The sequence below is a fragment of the Modestobacter sp. L9-4 genome (genome assembly GCF_019112525.1).
Lineage (GTDB): Bacteria > Actinomycetota > Actinomycetes > Mycobacteriales > Geodermatophilaceae > Modestobacter.
This window is the reverse complement of the sequence record NZ_CP077800.1, coordinates 2730268-2755538: the sequence shown is the minus strand read 5'-3', so window position 1 is coordinate 2755538 and position 25271 is coordinate 2730268. Positions and strand designations below refer to the sequence as shown.

27 protein-coding genes and 1 pseudogene are annotated in these 25271 nt (G+C 76.1%); 15 read left to right on the top strand and 13 right to left on the bottom strand.

Translation table 11 applies throughout. From position 1 onward, the window contains the following. The first annotated feature begins 166 nt into the window (after positions 1-166). Entirely contained in the window at positions 167-1624 is a 1458-nt protein-coding gene (locus tag KUM42_RS12970; protein ID WP_237492887.1) for a gluconate:H+ symporter, read from the top strand. Positions 1625-1697: 73 nt separating this feature from the next. Here the strand turns inward: KUM42_RS12970 and KUM42_RS12965 are convergent, their stop codons facing one another. After that, positions 1698-2039, bottom strand: a complete 342-nt coding sequence (locus KUM42_RS12965; protein ID WP_237492886.1) for a M48 family metallopeptidase — start codon at positions 2037-2039, stop codon at positions 1698-1700. Between the two features lie 184 nt (positions 2040-2223). Here KUM42_RS12965 and KUM42_RS12960 point away from each other — a divergent pair, with 184 nt between their 5' ends. The 6 genes and pseudogenes from KUM42_RS12960 to KUM42_RS12935 all read left to right on the top strand — a co-directional run bounded on the left by KUM42_RS12960 (position 2224) and on the right by KUM42_RS12935 (position 7575). After that, a complete protein-coding gene (locus KUM42_RS12960; protein ID WP_237492884.1) occupies positions 2224-2904 on the top strand; it encodes a DUF4383 domain-containing protein in 681 nt (226 codons plus the stop codon). A 51-nt stretch (positions 2905-2955) separates the two neighbouring features. After that, positions 2956-4134, top strand: a complete 1179-nt coding sequence (locus KUM42_RS12955) for a precorrin-3B synthase (protein ID WP_237492882.1) — start codon at positions 2956-2958, stop codon at positions 4132-4134. Next, entirely contained in the window at positions 4134-4754 is a 621-nt protein-coding gene (locus tag KUM42_RS12950) for a precorrin-8X methylmutase (protein WP_237492880.1), read from the top strand. The genes KUM42_RS12955 and KUM42_RS12950 overlap by 1 nt, the downstream gene beginning before the upstream one ends. After that, positions 4751-5401, top strand: a pseudogene (locus KUM42_RS12945) (precorrin-2 C(20)-methyltransferase); the annotation flags it as partial. The gene KUM42_RS12950 and the pseudogene KUM42_RS12945, both read left to right, overlap by 4 nt. 128 nt (positions 5402-5529) lie before the next feature. Beyond that, complete coding sequence (gene cobJ, locus KUM42_RS12940; protein ID WP_370629313.1) at positions 5530-6249, top strand: precorrin-3B C(17)-methyltransferase; 720 nt, start codon at positions 5530-5532, stop codon at positions 6247-6249. A 75-nt stretch (positions 6250-6324) separates the two neighbouring features. Beyond that, positions 6325-7575: an MFS transporter gene (locus tag KUM42_RS12935; RefSeq protein WP_237492876.1), complete on the top strand. Its 1251-nt coding sequence runs from the start codon at positions 6325-6327 to the stop codon at positions 7573-7575. A gap of 212 nt (positions 7576-7787) precedes the next feature. On the opposite strand, the gene KUM42_RS12930 is transcribed toward KUM42_RS12935, so the two are convergent. The 4 genes from KUM42_RS12930 to KUM42_RS12915 form a co-directional block, all read right to left on the bottom strand. Continuing rightward, positions 7788-9380: a YfjP family GTPase gene (locus KUM42_RS12930; RefSeq protein ID WP_237492875.1), complete on the bottom strand. Its 1593-nt coding sequence runs from the start codon at positions 9378-9380 to the stop codon at positions 7788-7790. After that, positions 9377-11083, bottom strand: a complete 1707-nt coding sequence (locus KUM42_RS12925; protein ID WP_237492873.1) for a GTPase domain-containing protein — start codon at positions 11081-11083, stop codon at positions 9377-9379. The genes KUM42_RS12930 and KUM42_RS12925 overlap by 4 nt, the downstream gene beginning before the upstream one ends. 81 nt (positions 11084-11164) lie before the next feature. Continuing rightward, positions 11165-11653 (bottom strand): hypothetical protein, encoded by a 489-nt coding sequence (locus KUM42_RS12920; RefSeq protein WP_237492871.1) that lies wholly within the window; start codon positions 11651-11653, stop codon positions 11165-11167. Between the two features lie 167 nt (positions 11654-11820). After that, positions 11821-12507 carry an HAD hydrolase-like protein gene (locus tag KUM42_RS12915; protein ID WP_237492869.1) on the bottom strand — a complete coding sequence of 229 codons (687 nt, stop codon included), beginning with the start codon at positions 12505-12507 and terminating at the stop codon, positions 11821-11823. A 27-nt stretch (positions 12508-12534) separates the two neighbouring features. Here KUM42_RS12915 and KUM42_RS12910 point away from each other — a divergent pair, with 27 nt between their 5' ends. Beyond that, on the top strand, positions 12535-12927 hold the full coding sequence (locus KUM42_RS12910) for a hypothetical protein (protein ID WP_237492868.1): 393 nt from the start codon (positions 12535-12537) through the stop codon (positions 12925-12927). Here KUM42_RS12910 and KUM42_RS12905 read toward each other — a convergent pair. Continuing rightward, a complete protein-coding gene (locus KUM42_RS12905) occupies positions 12912-13652 on the bottom strand; it encodes a cobalt-precorrin-6A reductase (RefSeq protein WP_237492866.1) in 741 nt (246 codons plus the stop codon). The genes KUM42_RS12910 and KUM42_RS12905 overlap by 16 nt on opposite strands. A 95-nt stretch (positions 13653-13747) precedes the next feature. Between KUM42_RS12905 and KUM42_RS12900 the strand changes: the two genes are divergently transcribed. Then, on the top strand, positions 13748-14830 hold the full coding sequence (locus tag KUM42_RS12900; RefSeq protein ID WP_237492864.1) for a cobalt-precorrin-5B (C(1))-methyltransferase: 1083 nt from the start codon (positions 13748-13750) through the stop codon (positions 14828-14830). Positions 14831-14850: 20 nt separating this feature from the next. Here the strand turns inward: KUM42_RS12900 and cobM are convergent, their stop codons facing one another. From cobM to def, 3 genes are read right to left on the bottom strand one after another with little or no spacing between them, the layout of a single operon-like run. After that, on the bottom strand, positions 14851-15615 hold the full coding sequence (cobM, locus tag KUM42_RS12895; RefSeq protein ID WP_237492862.1) for a precorrin-4 C(11)-methyltransferase: 765 nt from the start codon (positions 15613-15615) through the stop codon (positions 14851-14853). Further along, positions 15612-16832, bottom strand: coding sequence for a precorrin-6y C5,15-methyltransferase (decarboxylating) subunit CbiE (gene cbiE / locus KUM42_RS12890; protein WP_237492861.1), 1221 nt, complete (start codon positions 16830-16832; stop codon positions 15612-15614). Before cbiE ends, cobM begins: the two co-directional genes overlap by 4 nt. A 34-nt stretch (positions 16833-16866) precedes the next feature. After that, positions 16867-17424 (bottom strand): peptide deformylase, encoded by a 558-nt coding sequence (gene def / locus KUM42_RS12885; protein WP_237492860.1) that lies wholly within the window; start codon positions 17422-17424, stop codon positions 16867-16869. A gap of 45 nt (positions 17425-17469) precedes the next feature. On the opposite strand from def, the gene KUM42_RS12880 reads away from it, so the two are divergent. From KUM42_RS12880 to KUM42_RS12865, 4 genes are all read left to right on the top strand, one after another. Then, positions 17470-18417 carry a cobalamin biosynthesis protein gene (locus KUM42_RS12880; RefSeq protein WP_237492858.1) on the top strand — a complete coding sequence of 316 codons (948 nt, stop codon included), beginning with the start codon at positions 17470-17472 and terminating at the stop codon, positions 18415-18417. 318 nt (positions 18418-18735) lie between these two features. Continuing rightward, positions 18736-19353: an ANTAR domain-containing protein gene (locus tag KUM42_RS12875; RefSeq protein ID WP_237492857.1), complete on the top strand. Its 618-nt coding sequence runs from the start codon at positions 18736-18738 to the stop codon at positions 19351-19353. 99 nt (positions 19354-19452) lie between these two features. Continuing rightward, positions 19453-20118 carry a 1-acyl-sn-glycerol-3-phosphate acyltransferase gene (locus KUM42_RS12870; protein WP_237492855.1) on the top strand — a complete coding sequence of 222 codons (666 nt, stop codon included), beginning with the start codon at positions 19453-19455 and terminating at the stop codon, positions 20116-20118. A 22-nt stretch (positions 20119-20140) separates the two neighbouring features. After that, complete coding sequence (locus KUM42_RS12865) at positions 20141-21625, top strand: cobyric acid synthase (protein WP_237492853.1); 1485 nt, start codon at positions 20141-20143, stop codon at positions 21623-21625. A gap of 57 nt (positions 21626-21682) precedes the next feature. On the opposite strand, the gene KUM42_RS12860 is transcribed toward KUM42_RS12865, so the two are convergent. Further along, positions 21683-22060: a thioesterase family protein gene (locus KUM42_RS12860; protein WP_237492851.1), complete on the bottom strand. Its 378-nt coding sequence runs from the start codon at positions 22058-22060 to the stop codon at positions 21683-21685. A gap of 24 nt (positions 22061-22084) precedes the next feature. Between KUM42_RS12860 and KUM42_RS12855 the strand changes: the two genes are divergently transcribed. Next, the gene (locus KUM42_RS12855; protein WP_237492850.1) at positions 22085-22681 is read left to right on the top strand and encodes an MSMEG_1061 family FMN-dependent PPOX-type flavoprotein; all 597 of its coding nucleotides are present in this window, start codon (positions 22085-22087) and stop codon (positions 22679-22681) included. A gap of 87 nt (positions 22682-22768) precedes the next feature. On the opposite strand, the gene KUM42_RS12850 is transcribed toward KUM42_RS12855, so the two are convergent. After that, complete coding sequence (locus KUM42_RS12850; protein ID WP_237492849.1) at positions 22769-23002, bottom strand: hypothetical protein; 234 nt, start codon at positions 23000-23002, stop codon at positions 22769-22771. A gap of 233 nt (positions 23003-23235) precedes the next feature. On the opposite strand from KUM42_RS12850, the gene KUM42_RS12845 reads away from it, so the two are divergent. Continuing rightward, entirely contained in the window at positions 23236-23796 is a 561-nt protein-coding gene (locus KUM42_RS12845; RefSeq protein ID WP_237492847.1) for a type II toxin-antitoxin system PemK/MazF family toxin, read from the top strand. A gap of 61 nt (positions 23797-23857) precedes the next feature. Here KUM42_RS12845 and KUM42_RS12840 read toward each other — a convergent pair whose 3' ends face one another. Both KUM42_RS12840 and KUM42_RS12835 read right to left on the bottom strand, forming a co-directional pair. Further along, positions 23858-24136, bottom strand: a complete 279-nt coding sequence (locus KUM42_RS12840) for a hypothetical protein (protein ID WP_237492846.1) — start codon at positions 24134-24136, stop codon at positions 23858-23860. A gap of 43 nt (positions 24137-24179) precedes the next feature. Further along, a complete protein-coding gene (locus KUM42_RS12835) occupies positions 24180-25238 on the bottom strand; it encodes an AbrB family transcriptional regulator (RefSeq protein WP_237492844.1) in 1059 nt (352 codons plus the stop codon). Positions 25239-25271: the final 33 nt, after the last annotated feature.

Below are 25271 nucleotides of genomic sequence, written 5' to 3'. Positions count from 1 at the left end.
CCATGAGCGCAAATGTGCGGATCGACGCCGCGTGTCGTCCGCGTGCCACGCCGGACGCCGGTCGGGACGACCGACCGCGCGCCACGCCGGGCGACGGTTGGCGCGCGCACCCCCGCGGGCCGAGACTGTTGATCATGACGACCGCCGAGCCTCCCGAGCACGCCCGATGAACGTCCTCGCCGCCGAGGTCGGCCACACCAGCAGCTCGCCGCTGCTGATCACGGCCGCGCTCGTGGGCATCGCCGTGGTGGTCGTGCTGATCACCGTGCTGAAGGTCCACCCGTTCCTGTCGCTGATCATCGGCTCGGCCGTGCTCGGCGTCATCGCCGGCGTCGCGGTCAAGGACATCGTCGCCAGCTTCACCGCCGGCGTCGGCTCGACGGTGGGCAGCGTGGGCCTGCTGATCGCCCTGGGCGCCATGATCGGTGGGCTGCTCACCGCCTCCGGTGGAGCCGACCGGGTGGTCACCGCGATCGTCGACCGGGTCAGCCCGAAGGCGCTGCCGTGGGCCATGGGCGGGGTCGCGGCGCTGATCGGCATCCCGCTGTTCTTCGAGATCGGCGTCGTCCTGCTGATCCCGATCGTGCTGCTGGTGGCGCACCGCAGCAACCAGCCGGTGCTCCGGGTGGGCATCCCGGCGCTGGCCGGCCTGTCGGTGCTGCACGGGTTCATCCCGCCGCACCCCGGGCCGCTGGTCGCGATCAGCAGCCTGGGCGCCAACCTGGGCCTGACCCTGCTGTTCGGCCTCATCCTGGCCATCCCGGCCGTCGTCCTGGCCGGTCCGGTGTTCGGCACGCTGATCAGCAAGCGCCTGCACGTCGCGACGCCGGCGGCCCTGGTGGGCGCCGGGACCGGCGCCCGGGAGACCGGGACGACGGGGGCCGGTGGGGGCGACGGCGCCGACCGCGACCTCGGTGACACCGGTGACGCCGCACGGCACGACACCACCGTGCGACGTCAGCCGGCGTTCGGCGCGACCGTGGCGACCGTGCTGCTGCCGGTCGTGCTGATGGCGCTGGGCGCGATCGGCGAGCTCACCCTCGACGACGGCACCACGCTGCGCTCGGTCTCCAACATCCTGGGCACCCCGGTGATCGCGCTGCTCATCGGCGTCGTCGTCGCGATGTTCACCCTCGGCACCGCGGTCGGCTTCGGCCGGCAGAAGATCTCCGACACCCTGGGCGGCTCACTGCCGGCCATCGCCGGCATCCTGCTGATCGTCGCCGCCGGCGGTGGCTTCAAGCAGCTGCTCGTCGACTCCGGCATCAGCGGCCTGATCGGCGACGCCGCCGAGGGCGCCTCGCTCTCCCCGCTGCTGCTGGGCTGGCTCGTCGCCGTCGGCATCCGGCTGGCCACCGGGTCGGCGACGGTCGCCACCATCACCGCCGCCGGGATCGTCGCCCCGCTGGCCGCCGGCCTGGACTCCCCCACCCTGGCGCTGCTCGCGCTGGCCGTGGGCGCCGGCTCGCTGTTCTTCTCCCACGTCAACGACGCCGGGTTCTGGCTGGTCAAGGAGTACTTCGGGATGACCGTCGGGGAGACCATCAAGAGCTGGTCGGTGATGGAGACGATCATCTCGGTGGTCGGCCTAATCGGCGTCCTGCTGCTGAACCTGGTCGTCTAGCGCTCTGCCAGGTCCTGCACAGGAGCCCGCGCCCTGTCCCCGTCCCGGGGGCAGGGCACGGGCTCCTGCTGCGTCAGGCGACGCCGAGGGCGTCGGCCACGCGGTGGTGCGGAACGGCCTCCAGTGACCGACTCTGCCGCTCGAGCGTGCGGGCCAGCGCGCGACGGGCCCAGCCGTTGGCCGGGGCGAGCTCGACCAGCCGGGTGAGGGTCTCCTCGGCGCGGGTGAGCTGCGCGGACCGGAAGTAGCTGCGGGCCAGCAGCTCGAGGGCGGCCTCGTTGGCGGGCTCGGCCTCGACCAGCGGGACGAGGACCCTGGCGGCCTCGACGGGCTGGTCGACGGCGAGGAAGAGGTCGGCGCGCAGGTACTCGGAGTGCAGGTCGACGGGGTGGTGCTGGGGCGTGGGGTTGGTCATGACGCTCCTTCCACCGGCCGCCAACAGCGTCGGGGCCGCTGACGTTCCCGGCGACGCTGCGCGATCGTCCCGGCACGCAACGACATTTCTCTGGCGAGTCGCTGAGTTGTGCGCCACGGAAGTGGGTAGGGCCCGCCCGCCGACGCCGACCGGCTCGGCGCCCGCTCCTCCCCCGGAGTACGTGATGACCCCCACCCTGCACCTGCCCCACCTCTCCTCCAGCGCCGAGGAGAAGACCCGTGTCTCCGTCGTCCACCGGGTCGGTGCCCTGGTCGTCGCCGCGGTGATCGCCGCGTTCGGCGTCCTGGGCCTGGCCAACGGCCTGGCGTACTTCTCCACCGACGGCTCACGTGTGGCGGGGCTGTCCTCCAACGGCCTGCTGTCGACCATCTCCCTGGTGACCGCCGCCGTGCTGGTCGTCGCCGCGCTCCGCGGCTCCCGCATCGCGTCGACGACGATGCTGGTGATCGGCGTGCTCTTCATCGGCTCGGCGCTGGTGAACCTGGCGCTGCTGGAGACCGACTGGAACTTCCTGGCCTTCTCCGTCGCCAACGTCATCTTCTCCATCTGCGCCGGCCTGGTGCTGCTCACCCTGGGCGCCTACGGCCGGGTCAGCGGCAACCTCCCCGACGACAGCCCCTACCGCGGTGAGCAGGGTGCCGACGTCATCGACGAGGGCCCCCAGCAGCCGGAGACGCCCGAGGAGGCCGCTGCCGAGCGCGCGATGCGGGAGGCCGAGCTGGCCGTGATCGAGCACCGCGCCACCGAGGTCCAGCAGGCCCGGGTCGCCGCGATGGCCAAGGTGCGCACCCGCTCCGCCCGGCGTGAGGTGTGGATGTCCTACGACCAGCCCACGCTGCGCTGAGCCACGGGGCCGACGGCCGGGTGGCGGGATGGACGTAACCTCGCTGGCGCCATGTCCTCCCCCGCCCCCTCCGCCGTCGCCCCCGTGCGCGACCGCGTCGATGCCTGCCCCGGCGCGCTGCAGACCCACTCGGCCGCCGACGGCGAGCTGGCCCGGGTCCGTGTCCCCGGCGGGGTGCTGACCGCCGAGCAGCTGCGCGTCCTGGCCGCCGCGGCCCGTGACCTCGGCGACGGGCACCTGGAGCTGACCAGCCGCGGCAACCTCCAGCTGCGCGGACTGCAGGCCGGCACCCAGGAGCTGCTGGGTGCCCGGCTCGCCGACGCCGGGCTGCTGCCCAGCGACACCCACGAACGCGCCCGCAACTCCCTGGCCAGCACGCTGTCGGGCCGGGACGGCGCCGGGCACGCCGACGCCGCCCGCTGGGTGCTGCTCTTCGACGCCGGCCTGCGCGCCGACCCCTCCCTCGCCGAGCTGCCCGGCCGTTTCCTGGCCACCTTCGACGACGGCCGCGGCGACGTGGCCGGCCTCGGCGGGGACGTCGGCCTGCTCGCCCTGTTCCCCGACCGGGTCGCCCTGCTGGTCGGCGGCACCGACTCGGGCCTGCGCGCCGGTCCGGACGACGCCGTCCTGCTCGCCCTGGCCGCCGCCCGCGCCTTCCTCGCCGAGCGCGCCGCGCAGGGCTCGACCGCCTGGCGGGTGACCGAGCTGACCGACGGGCCGGCCCGGGTCGCCGCCCGCCTCGACGGCCCCCGCGAGCCCGCGGTCGACGTCCCCCCGGCACCCGTCGTAGGCCCGGTGGGCGCGGTCGCCCAGACAGACGGGCGGACGGCGCTCATCGGCGTCCTGCCCCTCGGCCGGCTCACCGCGGCCCAGGCCGAGCTGATGGCCGACCGCACCGGCTGGGTCCAGCTCACGCCGTGGCGCAGCGTCGTCGTCCCCGACCTCGCCGAGGACGCCGTCGACGACACCGCCGTCGACCTGTTCCGCACCGGCATGGTCTTCGACGAGGCCAGCCCCTGGCTGCGGGTCACCACCTGCGCCGGCCGCGGGTGCGCGAGGTCGCTGGCCGACGTCCGCGCCGACGCCGTGTCCGCCGTCGCCACCCGGACGCTGCCCGCCGGCGGCGCCCGTCAGCACTGGGTCGGCTGCGAGCGCCGGTGCGGGCGGCCCCAGGGCGACGTGGTCGACGTCGTCGCCACGACCAGCGGTTACCGGATCGAAGAGGGCTGATGTACGAGTACGAGCACGACGGCGCGGAGATCTACCGCCGCTCCTTCGCCACGATCCGGGCCGAGGCCGACCTGTCGCGCTTCCCCGCCGACGTCGCCGACGTCGCCGTCCGGATGATCCACGCCTCCGGGCAGGTCGACCTGACCACCGACATCGACTTCTCCCCCGAGGTCGTGCTGCGTGCCCGGGAGGCGCTGGACGCCGGCGCACCGGTGCTCTGCGACGTGCAGATGGTGGCCTCCGGCGTGACCCGCAAGCGGCTGCCGAAGGACAACGACGTGGTCTGCACCCTCAACGACCCGCGCACGCCGCAGCTGGCCCGCGAGCTGGGCACCACCCGCACCGCCGCGGCGATGCACCTGTGGGGCGACCGGCTCGACGGCGCCGTGGTCGCGATCGGCAACGCGCCCACCGCGCTGTTCCACCTGCTGGAGATGGTCCGCGACGGCGCACCCCGCCCGGCCGCGGTCATCGGCATCCCGGTGGGCTTCATCGGCGCGGTGGAGTCCAAGGACGCCCTGGCCGAGGCCGACCTGGAGTTCCTCGTCGTCCGCGGCCGCCGCGGCGGCAGTGCGATCACCGCCGCCGCCGTCAACGCGATCGCGAGCACCGTCGAGTGACCGGTCGTCTGTACGGGGTCGGGCTGGGGCCCGGGGACCCGGAGCTGGTGACGGTCAAGGCCGCGCGGCTGATCGGTGCCGCCGACGTCGTGGCCTTCCACGCCGCCCAGCACGGGCGCTCGGTCGCCCGCGCGCTCGCTGCGCCCTACCTGCGCGAGGGCCAGGTCGAGGAGCTGCTGGTCTACCCGGTCACCACCGAGACCACCGACCACCCCGGCGGTTACCAGGGCGCGATCGACGAGTTCTACGAGGCCGCCGCGGCGAGGCTGGCCGCCCACCTGGACGCCGGCCGCGACGTCGTCGTGCTGGCCGAGGGCGACCCGTTCTTCTACGGGTCCTACATGCACATGCACAAGCGGCTCGCCCACCGGTACCCGACCGAGGTGGTGCCCGGCGTGACCAGCGTCAGCGGCGCCGCCGCGGTGCTGGGCCGCCCGCTGGTGGAGCGCGACGAGGTGCTCACCGTGCTGCCCGGCACCCTGCCGCCCGACGAGCTCGCCGAGTGGCTGGCGACCACCGACTCGGCCGCGGTGATGAAGCTGGGCCGCACGTTCCGCAACGTGCGGGAGGCCTTCGACACCGCCGGCCTGCTGGAGCGTGCCTTCTACGTGGAGCGGGCGACCACTGACCGGCAGCGCATCCTGCCGCTGGCCGAGGTCGACCCCGACACGGTGCCCTACTTCTCCCTGGCACTGCTGCCCAGCGAGCTGACCGGCCCGGGCAACCACCCCGGCCTCGCCGAGGACGACGAGACGCCCACCCCGGCGAGGTCGTCGTGGTGGGGCTGGGCCCCGGGCAGCGCAGCTGGACCACGCCCGAGGCCGCCGAGGCCCTGGCCGGCGCCGACGACCTGGTCGGCTACGGCCCCTACCTGGACCGGGTGCCGGCCAACCCGCGGCAGACCCGGTACCCCAGCGACAACCGGGTCGAGGCCGAACGGGCCGCGCACGCTCTGCAGCTGGCGCAGTCCGGGCGGCGGGTGGCGGTGGTCTCCAGCGGCGACCCGGGCGTCTTCGCGATGGCCGCGGCCGTGCTCGAGGTGGCCGCCCAGCCCGAGTACGCCGACGTCGAGGTGCGGGTGCTGCCCGGGCTGACCGCGGCGCAGGCGGTCGCCTCCCGGGTCGGGGCGCCGCTCGGCCACGACTTCGCGGTCATCTCGCTGTCCGACGTCCTCAAGCCCTGGGACGTCGTCCTGGACCGGCTGCGGGCTGCCGCGTCGGCGGACCTGGTCCTGGCGCTGTACAACCCGCGGTCCAAGGCCCGGCCGCACCAGCTGGGCGAGGCGCTGCAGGCCCTGCTCGAGGTGCGGAAGCCGGAGACGGTGGTGGTCGTCGGCCGGGACGTCGGCGGCCCGGAGGAGACGGTCACCGTCACCACCCTCGGCGAGCTCGACCCCGAGACGGTCGACATGCGCTGCCTGGTGCTCATCGGCTCCACGCAGACCCAGGTCACCGCCGCCGGCCGGGTCTTCACCTCCCGCCGCTACCCCGGCTGAGGCCTCCGGGGGCCGTGTCCGCCGACATGGCCTCCCCGGGGAACACCGGGGGTCCGTTGCGGCTTGCACCGGGTCGTGCCCCGTCGACAGCTCGGCCGTCCTGCTGCCTTCTGGACGGTCACCGTCCTGCTGGTCCTCGTGCTCGCCGCGTCCGGGGTGCCCTCGCCGCTCTACCGGGTCTACGCCGAGCAGTTCGGCTTCGGCTCGGGCGTGATCACCGTCGTCTTCGCCGTCTACGCGCTGGCCCTGCTGGTGTCCCTGCTGGTGGTGGGCGGTCTCTCCGACCACGTCGGCCGCCGGCCGGTGCTCGCCGGGGCGCTGGTGCTGGAGGCGGTGTCGATGGTGCTGTTCCTCGCCGCCGACGGCGTGGGCTGGCTGCTGGCCGCCCGGGTCGTGCAGGGGCTGGCGACCGGCGCGATGACCGGCGCGTTCGGGGCCGCACTGCTGGACCTGCAGCGGGCGGAGAAGCCGCTGGGCCCGCTGGTGAACTCCGCCGCCCCGGGCTTCGGGCTGTCGCTGGGCGCGGTCGGCGCCGGCATGGCCGTCGAGTGGCTGCCCGCGCCGACGGACTGGGTGTTCGGCGCCCTCACCGTGCTGTGCCTGGTCGCCGCGGTCGGCGTGCTGGTGTTCCTGCCCGAGACCTCCCCCCGGACGCCGGGGGCGCTGGCCTCGCTGCGGCCCAGCGTGCACGTGCCGCCGGCCCAGCGCCGGGCGTTCGTCGTCGTGCTGCCCTGCCTCATCGCCACGTGGGCGCTCGGTGGGCTGTACGCCTCGCTCGGGCCGTCGCTGGTCTCCGGCGTCTACGGCGTGCAGGACCACCTGGTCGGCAGCCTGGTCGTGCTGGCCCTCAACGGCACCGGTCTGGTCGGCTCGCTCGGCATGCGCGGCGTGGCCCCGGCCCGGGCGATGGTCGTCGGCGCGCTGGTGTTCGCCGGTGGGGTCGCCGGCACGATCACCGCCCTGGCGACCGGCTCGCTGGCGCTGTTCTTCGTCGCCGCCGTGGTGTCCGGTCTCGGCTTCGGCAGCGCCTTCCTCGGCGCGATGTCCACCGTCACCCGCGGGGTCGCGCCGGGTGCCCGGGCCGGGCTGCTGGCCGCGGTCTTCACCGCCAGCTACCTGGGGTTCAGCCTGCCGGCGATCGCCGCGGGCATCGCCGCCGGGCACATCGGGCTGGAGCGGACCGCGCAGGTCTACGGCGCCGGGGTCATCGTGCTGGCGCTGCTGGCCGTGGCCGGGCTGGTGTTGCACGCCCGCCACCCCGTGGCCGACGCCGCTCCGGCGCCGCAGCCCGCCCGCGCCGAGCGGGCCTCGCAGTCGGCGCACTGACCGGTCGGGCAGGTCACCCTGCCCGACCTCGCGCTCTGCTCACCGTGGTGAGCAGAGCACGAGATCCCGCGACCCCTCGACGGGACGCGGCCGGCACGCTCCGGGGCCGCGACCAGGTGCTGCTCGGCGCGCTCGTGCTCTGCTGACGTCACGGCAGCAGAGCACGAGCGTCCCCACCACCCCGGTCCGGCCGACGGGTCGGGCCTCAGCCGTCAGCTGCCGGCCCGGGTCACCGCCGCGCAGAACCGGCCGTGGTCGGCGCGGGCCTCGCTGAGCGGCTCGACCACCTGCGCGTCGGCCACCTCGCCGACCCGCTCGAGCAACCGGCGTCTGACCTGCCGGGCCCGGCGACGCGCGCCCATCGCGACCAGCGGCCGGGCCACCAGCGCCAGCAGCAACCCGGCCAGCAGGCCGCCGACCAGCAGCAGCGTGGGCAGCGGGATGCCCTCGACCCGGGGCAGCGGCACGACGTCGTCCAGCTGCAAGAGCCCGAGCCCGACCAGGCCGAGCAGCCACAGCGCCCCGGCCAGCGCGACGACCATCAGCACCCACTGCAGCCCGCCGACCGCGCGCTGCCACAGCGGCGTCCGGTCCGGGCCGAGGTCGGTGCCGGCCACGGCGCGGTCGAGGTCGTCGGCCAGCCGGCCCTCCGACACCTCCGCGGTGCGCCGCAGCTCGTCGCGCCACGCCTGCGGCAGCCCCTGCCCGGCGGCGTCCCGGGCCCGGCGGAGGGCAGCACCCAGCGCGGCCTGCTGCACCGCGCCGGCCGGGGGCAGCGACGTGCGCGAGTCCTCGTTGCCCAGGTGCAGCCGACGCAGCGGGTCGGCCCGCAGCTTCGACGTCCAGCGGAGCACCGGCCAGCCGGTGTGCGCCGTCCCCCGGCGGCGGGCCGAGCGCTCGACAGCACCGACCACCGCGGGCACGCCGGCGGCGTCGGCCAGCGCCGCGGTCAGCCCGTCGCGCTCGTCGGCGTCGCGGCTGCGGTCGGCCCCGGCGTCGGGCGCGCAGTGCGCGGCGAGCGCACCGGCGGCGGCCCGGGCGTCGGCGGCGAGCCGGTCGGTGGCGGCCCGGCGCGCGGAGACCCGGCGGGCCAGCTCGGCGCGGAGCTCGGGCAGCCCGGCGCCGGTGCGGGCCGCGGTGGCCAGCAGCGTCGTGGACGCCAGCCCCTCGCGGTCCAGCAGCCCGCGCAGGTCGGCCAGGCAGGCGCGGGCCGCGGCCTCGTCGAGCCGGTCGACCTGGTTGAGGACGACGACCAGCACCCCGGAGTGCCCGGCCAGCGGCGCCAGGTAGCGGGAGTGGACGGCGGCGTCGGCGTACTTCTGCGGGTCGAGCACCCAGACCAGGACGTCGACGAGCTCGACGAGGCGGTCGACCTCCAGCCGGTTCTCCAGCCGCACGCTGTCGTGGTCGGGCAGGTCGAGCAGCACCAGCCCGTCGAGCGCCGGGTCGCCGGACTCGACGCGGTTGCGGCGCGGCACCTGCAGCCAGTCCAGCAGCCGGTCGGACCCGTGCTCGCCCCACACGCTGGCGTGCGCGATGCCGGTGGTCGGGCGGCGGACGCCGGGGGTGCTCACCTCGCTACCGCTCAGCGCGTTGAACAGCGTGGACTTGCCGCTGCCGGTGGCCCCGGCGAGCGCGACGACGGTGGCGTCGCCGAGCGCCTCGCGGGCCCCGGCCTTGGCCAGCAGCGTCCGGGCCTGGCCGACCTCGGGCACCTCCAGCCGGCCGTCGGCGACCTCGACGGCCTCGCGCAGCGCGGCCAGCCGGTCGGTCAGGGACAGCTGCTCCCGCTTCCCGAGCCTCACGCGGAGGCCTTGCGGGCGGCGGCGAGCGCGGCCACGGCGGCGCGCAGCTCGTCGTCGGTGCCGGGCTCGGGCGCGGCGTCGTCGAGCAGCTGGTCGAAGCGCGACTGCTCGGCCGCCAGCAGCCGGGCGGCACGCTCGTCCAGGTCGGCGCGGGCGCGGGCGGCCAGCTGCCGCACCGCGGCATCGCCGAACACCGCCTCCAGCACCCGCTGGCCGACCGCGGTCGTGCCACCGGCCACGGCCAGCTCGATGCCGGACAGCCCGGCGGTGGAGGCGAAGACGGCGACCATGACCACCGCGCCGGCGCCGTTCACGCCCCAGGACAGCAACCGGGCCTGCGACCGCTTGCCGGCGCCCTCCTCGCGCACCAGCTCGAGCACGTACCCCTGCCAGCCCCGCACCTCGTCGGCCGAGGCGCCGGCGAAGGACGGCGAGACGCCGTCCAGCTCGGTCTCCCGGCCGTCGAGCAGGTCGATGCCGCCGGGCAGCGAGCGCCAGCTGGTGACCGTCTTCTCCGCGGCCCGGTCTGCCTCGGCGCGCAGCAGCGTCTCCACACCGGACTCCAGCGCCCCGGCCAGGTCCGCGGCCGGCGCCGGGCGGCCGGTGAGCGCCGCGGTCAGCCGGTCGCGGAGCCGGCCCACCTGGCCCTGCAGGCTGCGCATCCACTCGCCGGTGCCCACGAACTCCTGCCAGCGGGACAGCACCTCACCGCGCAGCAGGCTGCCGTTGCCGACCGCCTCGTCGATGGAGGCGCGCGCCCGGGCGTAGGAGGCGTCGGCCGCGGCCCACAGCGCCTCCGCCGCGGTCTCCTGCTCGCGCACCCCGGCGACGACGACGTCGACGCGGTCGCCCAGGCTCTCCAGCGCACCCGCGAGGGTCTGCCGGACGACGGCGGCGCGCTGCTCGGCGTCGGCAGCCAGCCCGTGCAGCCAGGCGCGCAGCGGCGCCACCTGGTCGTCGGGGAGGAAGCCGTCGACCAGCGGGCGCTCCTCGATCACGAACAGCCGGGCGCTGGACAGCCGCGCCTTGGTCAGCATGGTGGCGAGGTCGTCGGCCACCTCGCGCACGGCCTCGGGCGGCACCCGGTCCAGCACCACGGCCAGCGCGGTGCCGCGCTCCTGCGCCGTGCGCAGCAGGTCCCACGGGACGGCGTCGGCGTAGCGGGCCGCGGTGGTCACGAACACCCACAGGTCGGCGGCGGCCAGCAGCTGGCCGGCCAGGTCGCGGTTGGCCTCCACGACGGAGTCGACGTCGGGGGCGTCGATGAGCGCCAGACCCGCGGGCAGCCCGTCGTGCACGACCAGCTGCAGCCCGCCGGGGCCAGCCTCGCCGCCGGTGGTGCGGGCCAGGCCGGGCAGCACCCGGTCACCGGCGAAGGCGGCGCGGTCGGCCGGGGCGCAGACCAGCACCGGAGCCCGGGTGGTGGGCCGCAGCACGCCGGGGGTGGTGACCCGGGCCTGCAGGACGCTGTTGACCAACGTGGACTTGCCGGCACCGGTGGAGCCGCCGACGACGGTGAGCAGCGGGGCGTCCAGGTCGCGCAGCCGGGGCAGCAGGTAGTCGTCGACCTGGTCGACCACGGCGCGCGCGGTGCGGGCGGCCTCGTCCCGGTTCTGGGTGGCCAGGCCGAGCGGCGCAGCGGCGACCCGGTCACGCAACTGCTGCAGGGCGTCGGGCAGCCGTGTCTCGGCCGTGCTGGTCATCTGATGATCGTGCCCAGGAAGGGCGTCGCTCACCCCTCCGACCGGGTCACGCCCACCGGTGGTGCCCGTCGGTCGCCCCGGTCAGTCGCGCAACGGCCAGGCTACGACCGGGCCCAGCAGGGCACCGTCGTGCGGCACCCCGTCGTCGTCGCGGACGACGTCATGGTGCTCGTGGCTGCCCGCGGCGTGGGCCAGCGCGGCCAGCAGCAGGGCCAGCTCGCCCCGGTCGAGGCCGGCGGTGAGGTCGGCCAGGTCGACCGGCTGCCCCTCGGCCAGGCCTGCCGCGGCGCGCAGCAGGCGGCGCTGCCCACCGGTGCCGCTGATCCGGCCCGCGCGCAGCGCACCGTCGAGGTCGCCCCACTGCACGGCCGCCCAGGGGCCGCCGTCGACCGCGTCGCCGTCCAGCGCGATCGACACCAGCCCGGCCGCCTGCAGCTGCGGCAGCCAGGTGCCCGAGTTCACCAGCAGCAGCACCGCCGCCTCGAGCCCGTAGTCGCCCACCGCGGCCCGCAGCAGCGCGCTCTCCAGGTCCTGCTGGTCGAGGTCGGTCGCCCGACGTTCACCGATCACTGCGTTCTCCCTCGCGACTCGCCCCTGCCACGGCACCCTGCGCACCACTGTGCCCCGGGGGTACGACAGTCCGCCGCGGTCCGGGCAGCACGGCGGACCGCACCGTCAGCCGGTCCTCGTCCCCGGCGGTCACCAGGGCGGGCCCGGGCGCTGCCTCCCGGGTCCGGTCAGGTGCGGGCGAGCACCGCCAGGACCTCGGCCGGGGTGGCCGCGACGGCCACCGCGCCCGCGGCCTCGAGCTCACCGGCGGGTGCGGGGCCCCAGCCGGCGCCGATGCAGGGCAGGCCGTGCGCCCGGGCGCCCAGCACGTCGTGCAGCCGGTCGCCGATCAGCACCGGTCGCGCGCCGTCCGGGTGCGCGGCCAGTGCGGCGGCGACGACCTGTTCCTTGTGCCGCACCGTGCCGTCCATCGTCGCGCCGTGGACGCTGTCGAAGGCGGCGAGCAGCCCCAGGTGCTCCAGCACCCGGACGGCGAACGGCTCGGGCTTGCTCGTCGCCACGGCGAGCACCGCTCCGTCGGCGCGCAGGGCGGCCAGCAGCTGCGGGATGCCCGGGTAGACGGTGGCGTCGAGCACCGCCCCGGCCGCGTAGTGCGCACGGTAGGCGAGCACGGCCCGGTCGACGTCCGCGCCGGTCAGCCCGAGGGCGCCGGCGAAGCCCTCCTCGAGCGGCGGCCCGACCATCGCCGTCAGCTGGGCGGGCGTCGGCGCGGGCAGGCCCAGCTCCGTGGCGGCGACCCGGATGGAGGCCCAGATGCCCGGCGTCGAGTCGACCAGCGTGCCGTCGAGGTCGAAGAGCACCAGCCGGCCGGGCCCTTCCCCGCCGGCGGTCGAGATGGTTCCATGAAGTCTCAAGCAGTTGACCCCCTCGGAGGGACCACGATGACCCGGACCGCTCCCCTGCCCACCCGCAGCGCCGGCACCATCCGCGCCGTCCAGGCCGGCGCCGCGCTGTCGGTGGTCGTGCTGCTCGTCCAGTTCGTGACCGCCGGCCAGATGCTGGCCCACCACGGCGCCCGCGACGGCCACGCCGCCGGCGCGATCGCGCTGCACGTCGTCGGGCTGCTGCTCGTGGTCGCCACCGCGCTGCACGCCCGCGCCGGGGGCGCGCGGTGGCCGGTGGTCGTGTCCGCCGCCGTCTTCGTGGCCGGCTTCGTCCAGGCCGCGGTCGGCGACGCCGGCAACATGGGCGCGCACGTGCCCGGCGCGTTGGTGCTCACCGTCGGCACCGTCTGGGTCACCGCCTGGGCCTTCACGCGTCATCCGGCGGCCTGAGCCCGCACCCAGGCCAGCGCGTCGGCGACGGTCGCCACCGTCTCGACCCCCGGTGGCAGCGGCGGACGGCGGACCAGCACCACCGGCAGCCCCAGCTCGCGGGCGGCGGTCAGCTTCGCCTCGGTGAGGTGACCGCCGGAGTCCTTGGTGACGACGACGTCCACCGCGTGCTCGCGCATCAGCGCCAGCTCGTCGGCGACGCCGAACGGACCGCGGTCCAGCAGCAGCGTGGCGCCCGCGGGCAGCGGGGAGTCCGGCGGGTCGACCGCGCGCACCAACACCCGGCCGGGCAGCGCGGCGAACGCGGCGACGCCCTGCCGGCCGGTGGTGAGGAAGACGCTCGCGAAGCCGGCGACCGCCTCCGCAGCGGCGGCCAGCGAGTCGACGTACCGCCAGTCGTCGTCCGGCCCGGGGCTCCAGCCGGGCCGCTGCAACCGGAGGAGCGGGGTCCCGTGCGCGGCCGCCGCGGTGGCCGCCGAGGCGGTGATCTGCGCGGCGAAGGGGTGGGTGGCGTCGACGACGGCCCGCGGCCGGTGCTCGGCCAGCCACGCGGCCAGTCCTTCGGCACCGCCGAACCCGCCGACCCGCACCGGCCCCTCCGGCAGCACCGGGTCGGCGGTGCGCCCGGCGAGGCTGGAGAGCACGTCCACACCCTCGGCCAGCAGCGCCGCGGCGAGTGCCCGGGCCTCGCCGGTGCCGCCCAGCACCACCACCTGGCCGGTCACGCGTGCACCATGGGCAGGATGAGCGGGCTCGCGAGCTCATCAGGGGGCACCGCAGCCCCGCGGAGGCGGGCGACCAGCGCCAGCGAGGAGCACGGGTGAGCAGGGACGGCAGCGCGGGGCTGCGGCACGGCTGGACGACGGGCGCCTGCGCGACCGCGGCCACCACCGCGGCCTACACCGCACTCCTCACCGGCGAGTTCCCCGACCCGGTGACCATCGACCTGCCGCACGACAATCACCCGGCCTTCGCGCTCGCCCGGGAGTCCCTCGGCGCAGGCGAGGCCACCGTCGGCATCGTCAAGGACGCCGGTGACGACCCCGACGTCACCCACGGCGCGCTGGTCTCCGCCCGGGTGGTGCTCGGCGAGCCGGGCAGCGGCGTGGTCTTCCGGGCCGGCGAGGGCGTGGGCACGGTGACCAAGCCCGGCCTGCCGCTGGCCGTCGGCGAGCCGGCGATCAACCCGATGCCGCGGCAGTTCATGAGCGCGCACGTCGCCGCGGTCGCCGCCCGGCACGGTGGCACCGGCGACGTGCTCGTCGAGATCTCCATCGCCGACGGTGCCGAGCTGGCGCGCAAGACCTGGAACCCGCGGCTGGGCATCCTCGGCGGGCTGTCGGTCCTCGGGACCACGGGGGTCGTCGTCCCGTACTCCTGCTCGTCGTGGATCGACTCGATCCGCCGCGGCATCGACGTCGCCCGGGCCGCGGGGCGCGAGCACGTGGCCGGGGCCACCGGGTCGACCAGCGAGCGGGTCGCCCAGGAGCTCTACGACCTGCCCGAGGACGCCCTGCTCGACATGGGCGACTTCGCCGGCGCGGTGCTGAAGTACCTGCGCCGCCACCCGGTGCCGCGGCTGACCGTGGCCGGCGGCATCGGCAAGCTGGCCAAGCTCGCCGAGGGCCACCTGGACCTGCACTCCGGCCGCTCGCAGGTCTCCTTCGCCGCGCTGGCCGACCTGGTCGCCGGCGCCGGGGGCGACGCGGCGCTGGTCGAGGGCGTCCGCGAGGCCAACACCGCCCTGGACGCGCTGCGGCAGAGCCAGGCCGCCGGCCTCCCGCTGGGCGACCTGGTCGCCGCCGGCGCGCGGCGCACCGCCGAGGGCGTGCTGCTCGGCGCCCCGGTCGAGGTCGACGTCGTGGTCATCGACCGCGCCGGCGTCATCGTCGGCCGCGCCTAGGCGGAGTGGACCCGTCGCGCTCACGCCGACGTATCCACTCCACTCAGGCGGTCCCGGGTCGTCGAGTACAGGTGGCTGTCGGGGAACTGGTCCGCGGTGAGCGCGCGGCCGACGATCACGACCGCCGTGCGCCGGACGCCGGCCTCGGCCACCTGCGCGGCGATGTCGGCCAGCGTGCCGCGCAGCACCAGCTCGTCGTCCCGGCTGGCCCTGGCGACCACCGCCACCGGGCAGTCCGCGCCGTAGTGGGCGGCCAGCTCGGGAGCCAGGACGTCCAGGCGCTGCACGGCCAGGTGCAGCACCAGCGTGGCGCCGGTGGCGGCGTAGCCGGCCAACTCCTCCCCCGGCGGCATCGGCGTGGACCGCGCCGACGTCCGGGTGAGGACGACGGTCTGCGCCACCCCCGGCACGGTCAGCTCGCGCTTGAGCGAGGCGGCCGCGGCGGCGAACGCCGGCACCCCCGGGACGACGTCGTAGGGCACCCCGGCGGCGTCGAGCCGGCGCATCTGCTCGGCCATCGCGCTGTAGACCGACGGGTCGCCGGAGTGCAGCCGGGCGACGTCCAGGCCGGCGGCGTGCGCGGTGACCAGCTCCGCGGTGATCTGGTCCAGGTCGAGGTCGGCGGTGTCGACGAGCCGGGCGCCGGCGGGGGCGGTGTCCAGCAGCTCGCGCGGCACCAGCGCCCCGGCGTAGAGGCAGACGGGCGCCGACGCGATCAGCAGGGCCGCCCGCACGGTGACCAGGTCGGCCGCGCCGGGGCCGGCGCCGATGAAGTGCACGGTCACCGGGTCACGCTCCAGATCGTCACGGGCATGGCCGGCCGCCAGCCGGTGAAGCCGCCGACCGGGGCGGCCTGCGCCACCTGCAACCGGGTCAGTGAGCCGCCGACCCGCGTCTGCCACTGCGCGAGCACGCCCTCGCTCTCCACGGTCACCGCGTTCACCACGAGCCGGCCACCGGGGAGCAGGGCGTCCCAGCAGTTCTCCAGCACGCCGGGGACGGTCGCGCCGCCACCGACGAAGACCGCGTCCGGGGCGGGCAGGTCACCGAGGGCCTCCGGTGCCCGGCCGCGCACCACCTGCAGGCCCGGGACGCCGAGCCGGGCGGCGTTCTGCCCGATCCGGTGCGCACGCTCGGGGTCGGACTCGACGGCGACCGCGCGGCACGAGGGGTGCACCCGCATCCACTCGATGCCGATCGAGCCCGCGCCGGCGCCGACGTCCCAGAGCAGCTGACCGGGCAGCGGCACCAGCCGCGACAGCGTCACCGCGCGGACGTCGCGCTTGGTCAGCTGCCCGTCGTTGCGGTACGCGTCGTCGGGCAGCCCCGGGACGGTGGACAGCGGCACGGTGCCGGGGTCGGCGACCGCCTCGACCGCGGTGATCGTGAGCGGGTCGGTCTGCGCGTGCGGCCAGGCGGCCGCCGTCCCGGTGGCCCGCTGCTCGGTGGGGCCGCCGAGCTGGGACAGCGCGGTGAGCCGGCTGGCGCCGTACCCCCAGTCGGTGAGCCGGCGGGCGACCTCGGCGGGGGTGGTGCCGTCGGCGCCGAGCACCAGCAGCCGGCGGCCCGGGGACACCTGGGCGGCCAGCAGCTCGACCGGCTTCCAGACCACCGAGACGACGGTGGTCTCCTCGACCGACCAGCCCATCCGGGAGCACGCCCAGGTCACCGAGGACGGGTGCGGGACGACGTCGACCGCCGCCGCGCCGAACCAGCGCACCAGCGTGGTGCCGATCCCGGAGTACATCGGGTCACCACTGGCCAGGACGACGACGCGGCGGCCGGGGTGCGCCTCGGGCAGCTCGCGCACCGCCACCGCCATCGGGGAGGGCCAGGGCACCCGCTCGGCGGCGACGCCTTCCGGGACCAGGGACAGCTGGCGGCCGCTGCCGCGCAGCACCTCGGCGCCCTCGACCGCCCGCCGGGCCGCCGGGGACAGCCCGTCCCACCCGTCGGCGCCGATGCCGACGACCGTGACGGTCCACCCCTCCGGCGCGCTCATGCCCGGGACCGGGGGCGGATGGGGACCAGGCTGCTCACGCGGGCAGCTCGCCCTCGGGGCCGGCGGCCTCGGCCAGCAGCAGCTCGCGCTGCTCGGCGGGCAGCAGGTCGACGTAGACCGTGCCGTTCAGGTGGTCGACCTCGTGCTGCAGGCAGCGGGCCGCCATGCCGGTCGCCTCGATCGACACCGGGTCGCCGTGCACGTCGACGCCGTCGACCCGGGCGCGGAAGGCACGCTCCAGCTCGGCGTAGGGGCCGGGCACCGACAGGCAGCCCTCCTCGGTGACCTCCACCGCGGGCTCGCCGTCCACCGGGTCGAGGACCGTCAGCACCGGGTTGACCACCAGGCCGACGACGTCCTCACCGTCGGCGTCCGGGCAGTCGATGACGAACACGCGGGCGTCCACGCCGATCTGGTTGGCCGCCAGCCCCACGCCGTCGGCGGCGGCCATGCTGGCGAACATGTCCAGCACGAGGTGCCGCAGGTCGCGGTCGAACTCGGTGACCGGTGCACACGGGCGGTGCAGCACGGGGTTGCTGCCGTAGGTGACGATCGGGCGGGCGACGCCGTCGTAACGGCCGGGCAGGCGCATGACCGCTGATCCTAGGGTCGCGCGGCTGCCCTACCGTGGCCGCCGATGTCCACTGCCGCCGCCCGAGGGCTGTCGACCGCCGCCGGCCTGGCCCTCGGCGCCGTCGCCGACCTGCTGCTCGCCGACCCCCGGCGCGGCCACCCGGTCGCCGGGTTCGGCCAGGCCGCCGCCGCCCTGGAGCGCCGCATGTGGCGCGACTCCCGTGCCGCGGGCGTCACCTACACCGGCGTCTGCGTCGGGACGGCGGTCGCGCTGGGGCTGGCTGCGTCCCGGCTGACGGTGGACCGGCCGGGGGCCCGGACGGCGTTGACCGCGCTGGCCACCTGGGCGGTGCTCGGCGGCACCTCGCTGGGCCGGGCCGCGGCCACCATGGAGCAGCACCTGTCCGCCGGCGACCTGCCCGCCGCCCGCGCGCACCTGTCCACCCTGGCCGGCCGGGACCCGAGCGGTCTGGGCGAGGCCGAGCTGGTGCGGGCCACGGTGGAGTCGGTCGCGGAGAACACCTCCGACGCCGCGGTCGCGCCGCTGTTCTGGGGAGCCGTCGCGGGCCTGCCCGGGCTGCTGGGCTACCGGGCGGTCAACACCCTGGACGCGATGGTCGGGTACCGGTCACCGCGGTACGCCCGGTTCGGCTGGGCCTCGGCCCGGCTCGACGACGTCGTCAACTGGGTGCCGGCCCGGCTCACCGCCGTCCTCACCGTGTTGACCGCGCCGCTGGCGGGCGGCTCACCGGCCGGCGCCTGGCGGGTGTGGCGGCGCGACGGGGCCGCCCACCCGAGCCCGAACGCGGGGCGCTGCGAGGCGTCGCTGGCCGGCGCGCTCGACCTGCGGCTGGGCGGCCGCAACGTCTACGGCACCCGGGTGGAGGAGCGGCCCGTGCTCGGCGACGGCCGCCCGCCCGTGCGCGGGGACGTCGTCCGGGCGGTCCGCCTCTCCCGGGCGGTGTGGACCACGGCGGCGGCGGTCGCCGCGGCCGGCCGGCTGCGCCGCTGACCACTGTCGGTCACCGGGCAGACGCCGACCGTCCTGTCCGTGCGGGGCCGGGTCGCCCCTCCCGAGAGCACGTGCACGCACCGACGTCCGGCGGTAACTTGGCGATCACTGGAGCGGTCGACCCCGAGGGGCCGATGGGCCGTCGCAGTCGAGCGCACGGCTCGGCGGCCCCCCTGAGAAGCCGGGGCGTCAGCAGAGATCGGTCACACCTCGATGTCCTCCACCTCCGCACTCCCGCGTCCCGCCGGCGCGGCCACGCCCTCCCCCACTTCCGGACGGGTGCACCGGGCCACGCCCGCACCGGGCACCCCGAACCGGGTGGCCGGCCGTTTCCGCCTCGACCTCACCACCGAGCAGTGGTGGTGGTCGCCCGAGCTGTTCGACCTCCTCGGCGTCCCGGTCGGGTCGGCGCGGCCGAGCCTGCAGCTGCTGCTCTCCCACGTCCCCGAGGACGGCCGCGCCGCACTGCGCGAGGCGCTGCTGGCCGCCGGCAGCACCGGCACGCCCTTCGCCCGTGAGCACCGGGTCCGACGGGCCGACGGCGCCGTCCGCTCGCTGCTGCTGGTCTGCGAGCCGGACCTCGACGCCTCCGGCGCCGTCCTGGCGCTGTCCGGGCTCGCCGTCGATCTCACCGACGGGCGGCCCGCCCCGACCCAGGACGAGGACCTCGAGCAGCTGCGGACCGAGGTGGAGCAGCTGCGCAGCGCGATGGCCAGCCGGGCCGCCATCGAGCAGGCCAAGGGCATCCTGATGGTGCTGATGAGCTGCGGCGACCAGGTCGCCTTCGACCTCCTGGCGCACATGTCCAGCCACACCCACCGCAAGGTGCGCGACGTCGCCGTGCTGATCATCGACTCGGCCAGCGGGCGCAGCCCGCTGCCCGACGACGTCCGCGAGATCCTGCACGACGCGTCGCCACCGGCCCACCCGGCCTGAGGCCGGTCCCCCGCCGCGCCCGGTGCGGCGCGCGTCGGGCAGGATCGACCGGACCCCGCACCGGAGCGGGGGCGGCACGGGACGGGGGACGACGGCGCGGTGTTCTACCTGCTGGTGCGGTTCGTGCTGCGGCCGCTGGTCTACGTGGTGTTCCGGCCGGCGGTCATCGGCCGCGAGAACGTGCCGCTCACCGGGCCGGTGATCCTGGCCAGCAACCACCTGTCCTTCATCGACAGCATCGGCATCCCGCTGGTGGCGCCGCGCAAGGTCGCCTACCTGGCCAAGGCCGAGTACTGGCGGGGTGCGGGCTTCAGCGGCTGGGTCTCCCGCACGCTGTTCACCGCCCTCGGCGCGCTGCCGGTCGAGCGCCAGGACCACCGCGCCGCCCAGGCCGCGCTGGACACCGCGATGGGGGTGCTGCGGGCCGGCGGCGCGTTCGGCATCTACCCCGAGGGCACCCGCTCCCGCGACGGACGGCTCGCCCGCGGGAAGACCGGCGTCGCCTGGCTCGCCCTGACCGCCGACTGCCCGGTCGTGCCGGTCGCCGTCATCGGCACCGACAAGATCCAGCCGGTCGGTGCCCGGTACCCGCGCCCGCACAAGGTGTCGGTCGTCTTCGGCGAGCCGCTCACCTTCCCCGAGCACCGCGGCCAGGCCGGCAGCAACCGGGCCCGGCGCGAGGTCACCGACCGGGTGATGGAGTCCATCGCCGCACTGTCCGGGCAGGAGAAGGCCGGCTGGGGCGCGACGCCCGACGCAGCGTGACGATCGGCCGAGGGCTGATCGCATGAGCGGCGCGCTGCTCGTCGCCGGCACCACCTCCGACGCCGGCAAGTCCGTCGTCACGGCCGGCATCTGCCGGTGGCTGGTCCGCCAGGGCGTGCGGGTGGCACCGTTCAAGGCGCAGAACATGAGCAACAACTCGATGGTCACCGCCGACGGCGCCGAGATCGGCCGCGCCCAGGTGATGCAGGCCGCGGCCGCCCGGGTCGAGCCCGAGGCCGCGATGAACCCGGTGCTGCTCAAGCCCGGCGGTGACAACGCCAGCCAGGTCGTCGTCCTCGGGAAGGCCGTCGCCGACGTGACAGCGCTGAGCTACCGGCCGATGAAGGCCGCCCTGCTGGAGCAGGCGCTGGCCTGCCTGGCCGACCTGCGCTCCCGGTTCGACGTCGTCGTCTGCGAGGGCGCCGGCTCCCCCACCGAGATCAACCTGCGCGCCGACGACATCGCCAACATGGGCCTGGCCACCGCCGCGCGCCTGCCCGTGGTCGTGGTCGGCGACATCGACCGCGGCGGGGTGTTCGCCGCCCTCTACGGCACCGTCGCGCTGATGCCGCCGGCCGACCAGGCCCTGGTGGCCGGGTTCCTGGTCAACAAGTTCCGCGGCGACGTCCGGCTGCTGGCCCCCGGCCTGGACCAGCTGCGCGACCTGACCGGCCGGCCGACGCTGGGCGTGCTGCCCTGGCAGACCGGCCTGCACCTGGACGTCGAGGACTCCCTCGGTGTCGGCGTCGCCGAACCGGCCGGACCCCCGGTCGGCGCCGACGTGCTGCGGGTGTCGGTGGCCCGGCTGCCCCGGCTGTCGAACTTCACCGACCTCGACGCGCTGGCCGCCGAGCCCGGTGTGCTGCTGCGCTACGCCACCCGCCCCGAGGAGCTCGCCGACGCCGACCTGGTGGTGCTGCCCGGCACCCGGTCCACCGTCGCGGACCTGGCCTGGCTGCGCGAGACCGGCCTGGCCGACGCCGTCGCCCGCCGGGCCGCCGCGGGCCGCGCGGTGCTGGGCATCTGCGGCGGGCACCAGATGCTGGCCCGCACGATCACCGACGACGTCGAGTCCCGGGCCGGCGCCGTCGCGGGCCTGGGGCTGCTGCCCACCGACGTCCGCTTCGCCCGCGAGAAGACGCTCGGCCGCCCGCTCGGGACGGCGCTGGGCCACCCGGTGCGCGGCTACGAGATCCACCACGGCGTGGTCACCGTCGACGACGCGGCCGAGCCGTTCCTGGACGGCGCCCGGGCCGGGTCGGTCTTCGGGACGACGTGGCACGGGGCGCTGGAGAACGACGGGTTCCGCCGGGCGTTCCTCGCCGAGGTCGCCGGCATCGCCGGGCGGGCGTTCACGGCCGCACCCGACACCGACTTCGCCGCGGTCCGGGAGGCGCGGCTGGACGCGCTGGGCGACCTCGTCGCCGACCACGCCGACACCGACGCGCTGTGGCGGCTGATCGAGGAGGGCCCGCCGGCCGGCCTGCCGGTGATCGGCCCGCACTGACCGCGAGATCTGCGTTCTCGTGGCCTCCCGGGCCGGGAGACCACGAGAACGCAGATGTCAGCCCTGCAGCAGTGCCCGCACCCGCTCCGGCCAGGGGATCGGGACGCCGTCGGCGACCGCCACGTACGTCGACCGCACCACGCAGCAGACCCGCTCGCCCACCCGCACGGTGAGGGCGACGGTGAAGCTGGTGCTGCCCATCCGCTCCAGGTCGGCGTCGACGGTGACCGTGTCGCCCCAGCGGGCCGCGGAGCTCCACTCCAGCGTGGCGGCCTTGATCCGCTGGTCCAGGCCGGTCTGGGCGAAGGGCAGACCGAGGGCGGTCCACCACGCCTCGACCGTCTCGTGCGCCCAGGTCAGGTAGTGGCCGTTGAAGACCACACCGCCCTGGTCGCACTCGGCGAAACGGACCGGGGCACTCCAGACGTCGCGCACGCTCCGGCACGCTACCGTCGCGGGGTGGACGACTCGATGGTGCTCGCCTCCTACCGCTCGCCCTCGCAGCTGGTTCAGGACAAGGTGATCGACCGCATCGACGCCCACTGCGCCGGGTTCATCGCCCTGTCCCCGTTCGCGATGCTGTCGACCGCGAGCGCCGAGGGCTGGCCGGAGATCTCCCCGCGCGGCGGCGGGCGCGGCTTCGTGCACGTGCTGGACGAGCACCGGCTGGCGGTGCCCGACCGCACCGGCAACAACCGGCTCGACAGCCTGCGCAACGTGGTGGAGAACCCGCGGGTGGCGCTGCAGTTCTTCATCCCGGGCTTCGAGGAGACGCTGAAGGTCTTCGGGACGACGACGCTGGTCGAGCCCGGGAGCCTGGACGTCGACCTGACCGAGTTCGGGAAGCCGCCGCGCTCGGTGCTGGTCGTGCACGTGACCAGCGCCTACTTCCACTGCGCCAAGGCCGTGATGCGCGCGGGTCTCTGGGACCCCGAGGCCCAGGTCGACCGCGCGACGTTCACCCCGTTCGGGCAGGTGCTCCGTGACCACTGCGCGCTGGAGGCCGAGCTGCCCGACGACGCGACCATCCGCGCCGACCTCGCCCAGGAGCTCTGACGGAGGACCTCGATCCCCTCACCACCCGCAGGCTCGCGGCGAGCCCCTGATCGAGGCCGAGGGGGGCGAGGGGGTCCTTCGTCTCCGTCAGGAGGCGGAGGTGCCGGTGGGGTCGGAGCGGTGCTCCCGCTCGGCCTTGCGCTCGGCGACCGCGCGCTGGGCGAGCATCCGCCGTCGCTCGTCGCGGCGCCGTCGGTCCGGGGTCCGGTGCCGGGCGTCCTCGACGAGCTGGAACGCCGCCAGCGCGCTCGCGCGGACCGTCGGCTGAGCCAGGGTGGTCACCGGTACGGGTACCGGGACCACTGGCTGCACTGCGGTCATCGTTCGACCCTCTTCCCCGAAGCGCCGCCGTGGTGGGGGTCGCCGGTACGAGAGTGGCCCGCCACCACCGCGCTCAACCGCGGGTGTGACGAGTCCGTCTCCTGCCGGGACCGTCCACGGCGAGGATCACACGCGTGTGGTTCCGCCGGTCGACGGCGCGCGAGACCGCGGCGGACGGCGGCGGCGTGTCGGTGGCGGCACGCCGCCGGACCCCGGTGGCCTACCGTGACGGCGTGGCGGGCAGCAACTGGAGAACACAGCTGGGACGACTGGCCGGCATCGTCGTCCGTGAGGGCGTGCGCGCACTGAGCCGCGGGAGCGAGGCGCGCCCGGAGCCGGCGCCGACCCGCGCCCCGCTGCCCCCGGCCGGCCCGATCGCCGCCCGTCCCGGGCCGGTCACCGACCACGCCGGGCCCGTGGCCATGGAGTACGCACCGCTCGACGACGGCTCCCCCGACCCCGGCGAGATCGTCTGGGCGTGGGTCCCGTTCGAGGAGAACGACGGCCGCGGCAAGGACCGCCCGGTGCTGGTCATCGGCCGCGACGGCGGCGCGCTGCTCGGGCTCATGCTCAGCAGCCAGGACCACGACCGGGACGCCGCCGACGAGGCGCGGCACGGCCGGCACTGGGTGGACGTCGGCACCGGCCCCTGGGACAGGCAGGGCCGCCCCAGCGAGGTGCGGGTCGACCGGGTGCTGCGGATCGAGCCGGGCGACGTCCGGCGCGAGGGTGCGGCGCTCAGCCGCGCCCGCTTCGACGAGGTGGCCGCCGAGGTGCGGCGCTTCCGCTCCTGACGGCCCCGCTGCAGGGTCCCACCGCGAGCTCGCGAGTGGTGGGGGGCAGCGGGGTCCTTCTTCAGGCCTCGGGTGCGTCGTCGCGCCGGCCGCGGCTGCGCAGGTGGTAGACCCCGGCGGTGTCGGTGAGCGGCTGCAGGTCGTAGCGGTGCACGACCTTGGGACCGTCGTGCAGATGCACGTGGGTGACGGTCGGCAGCGGGTCACCGTGCCGGGCGGCACGGATCTCGACGCGCCCGTCCAGCGGCCCGCCCACGAAGAGCAGCACGGCGTCGGTCGCGTCCGCGGTGTTCACGGCGTCCACGGGACCCGGTACCTCCTCGATCGGCTGGTCGCGCACCCGGACCAGGGTAGGCGCGCGCTCCCCCGTCCGGGAGTGCCGCTCAGGCGTTCCGGGGACGCAGCAGCCGGGCGAGGAGCGGGGCGGAGAAGAGCATGACGAACAGCCGGAGCACCTGGACGGCGAGCACGAAGGTCGCGTCGGCACCGCTGCCCCGGGCCGTGGCCAGCACCGCGTAGAGCCCGCCGGGGGTGGTGGCCAGGTAGCCGTCGAGGGGGCTCACCCCCGCCGTGCGGGCCAGCACCGCGCCCAGCCCGGCGCACGCGACGACCGCGCCGACGATCAGCAGCAGGGCCAGCGGCAGCGCCCGGCCGACCAGCCGCAGGCTCGCCCGGGTGAAGCCGAGGCCCACCTGCAGCCCGATGGCGAGGAACCCGGCGGCCTCCAGCGGCCCGGGCAGCGTCGCGCCCTGCGAGAGCCCGGTGAGGTCCAGGACGGCGGCGACCGCCATCGGGCCCAGCAGTGCGCCCACCGGCAGCCGGCTGACCCGGCCCAGGGCCAGCCCGACGGCCACGCAGACCACGGTGAACAGCAGCCCGGCGGGCCAGCCCGGGTCGTCCTCAACCGGCCCCGGCCCGCTGCCGGCCGACGCGCCGTAGACCGTGGTCGCCACGATCGGCATCGCCACGACGATGAGCAGCACCCGCAGGTACTGCAGGACGGCGACCACCTGCTCGTCGGCGCCGAGGTCGCGGGCCATGGCGGTGATGCCCGAGGCGCCGCCGGCGATCATCGAGAACGCCCCGGTCACCGGGCTGATCCCGCGCTGCAGGCGCATCAGCTGCCCGGCGACCAGGCTGACCCCCAGCGTGGCGATGGTGACCAGCAGCACCGACAGCCAGTGCTCGCCGATGGTGCGGAGCGTGTCGGTCTCGATCAGCGCGCCGATCGAGACCCCGATGACCGCCTGGGCGGCGGTGCCCGCCGGCTTCGGGAGGGCCAGCCGGCTGCGGCCGAGCAGCGCCCGGCCCAGCCCCGCGACCAGCCCGCCGAACAGCGCTGCCGAGGGCACCGACAGCAGGTCGAACACCACCGCGACCGCGGTGCCCACCGCCAGCACGAGCGCCCAGTCGAGCAGCCACCGGCGCCGTCCGTCGTCCATCGGCGCCCACTCTGCCGGAGCGCCGCACCCGGA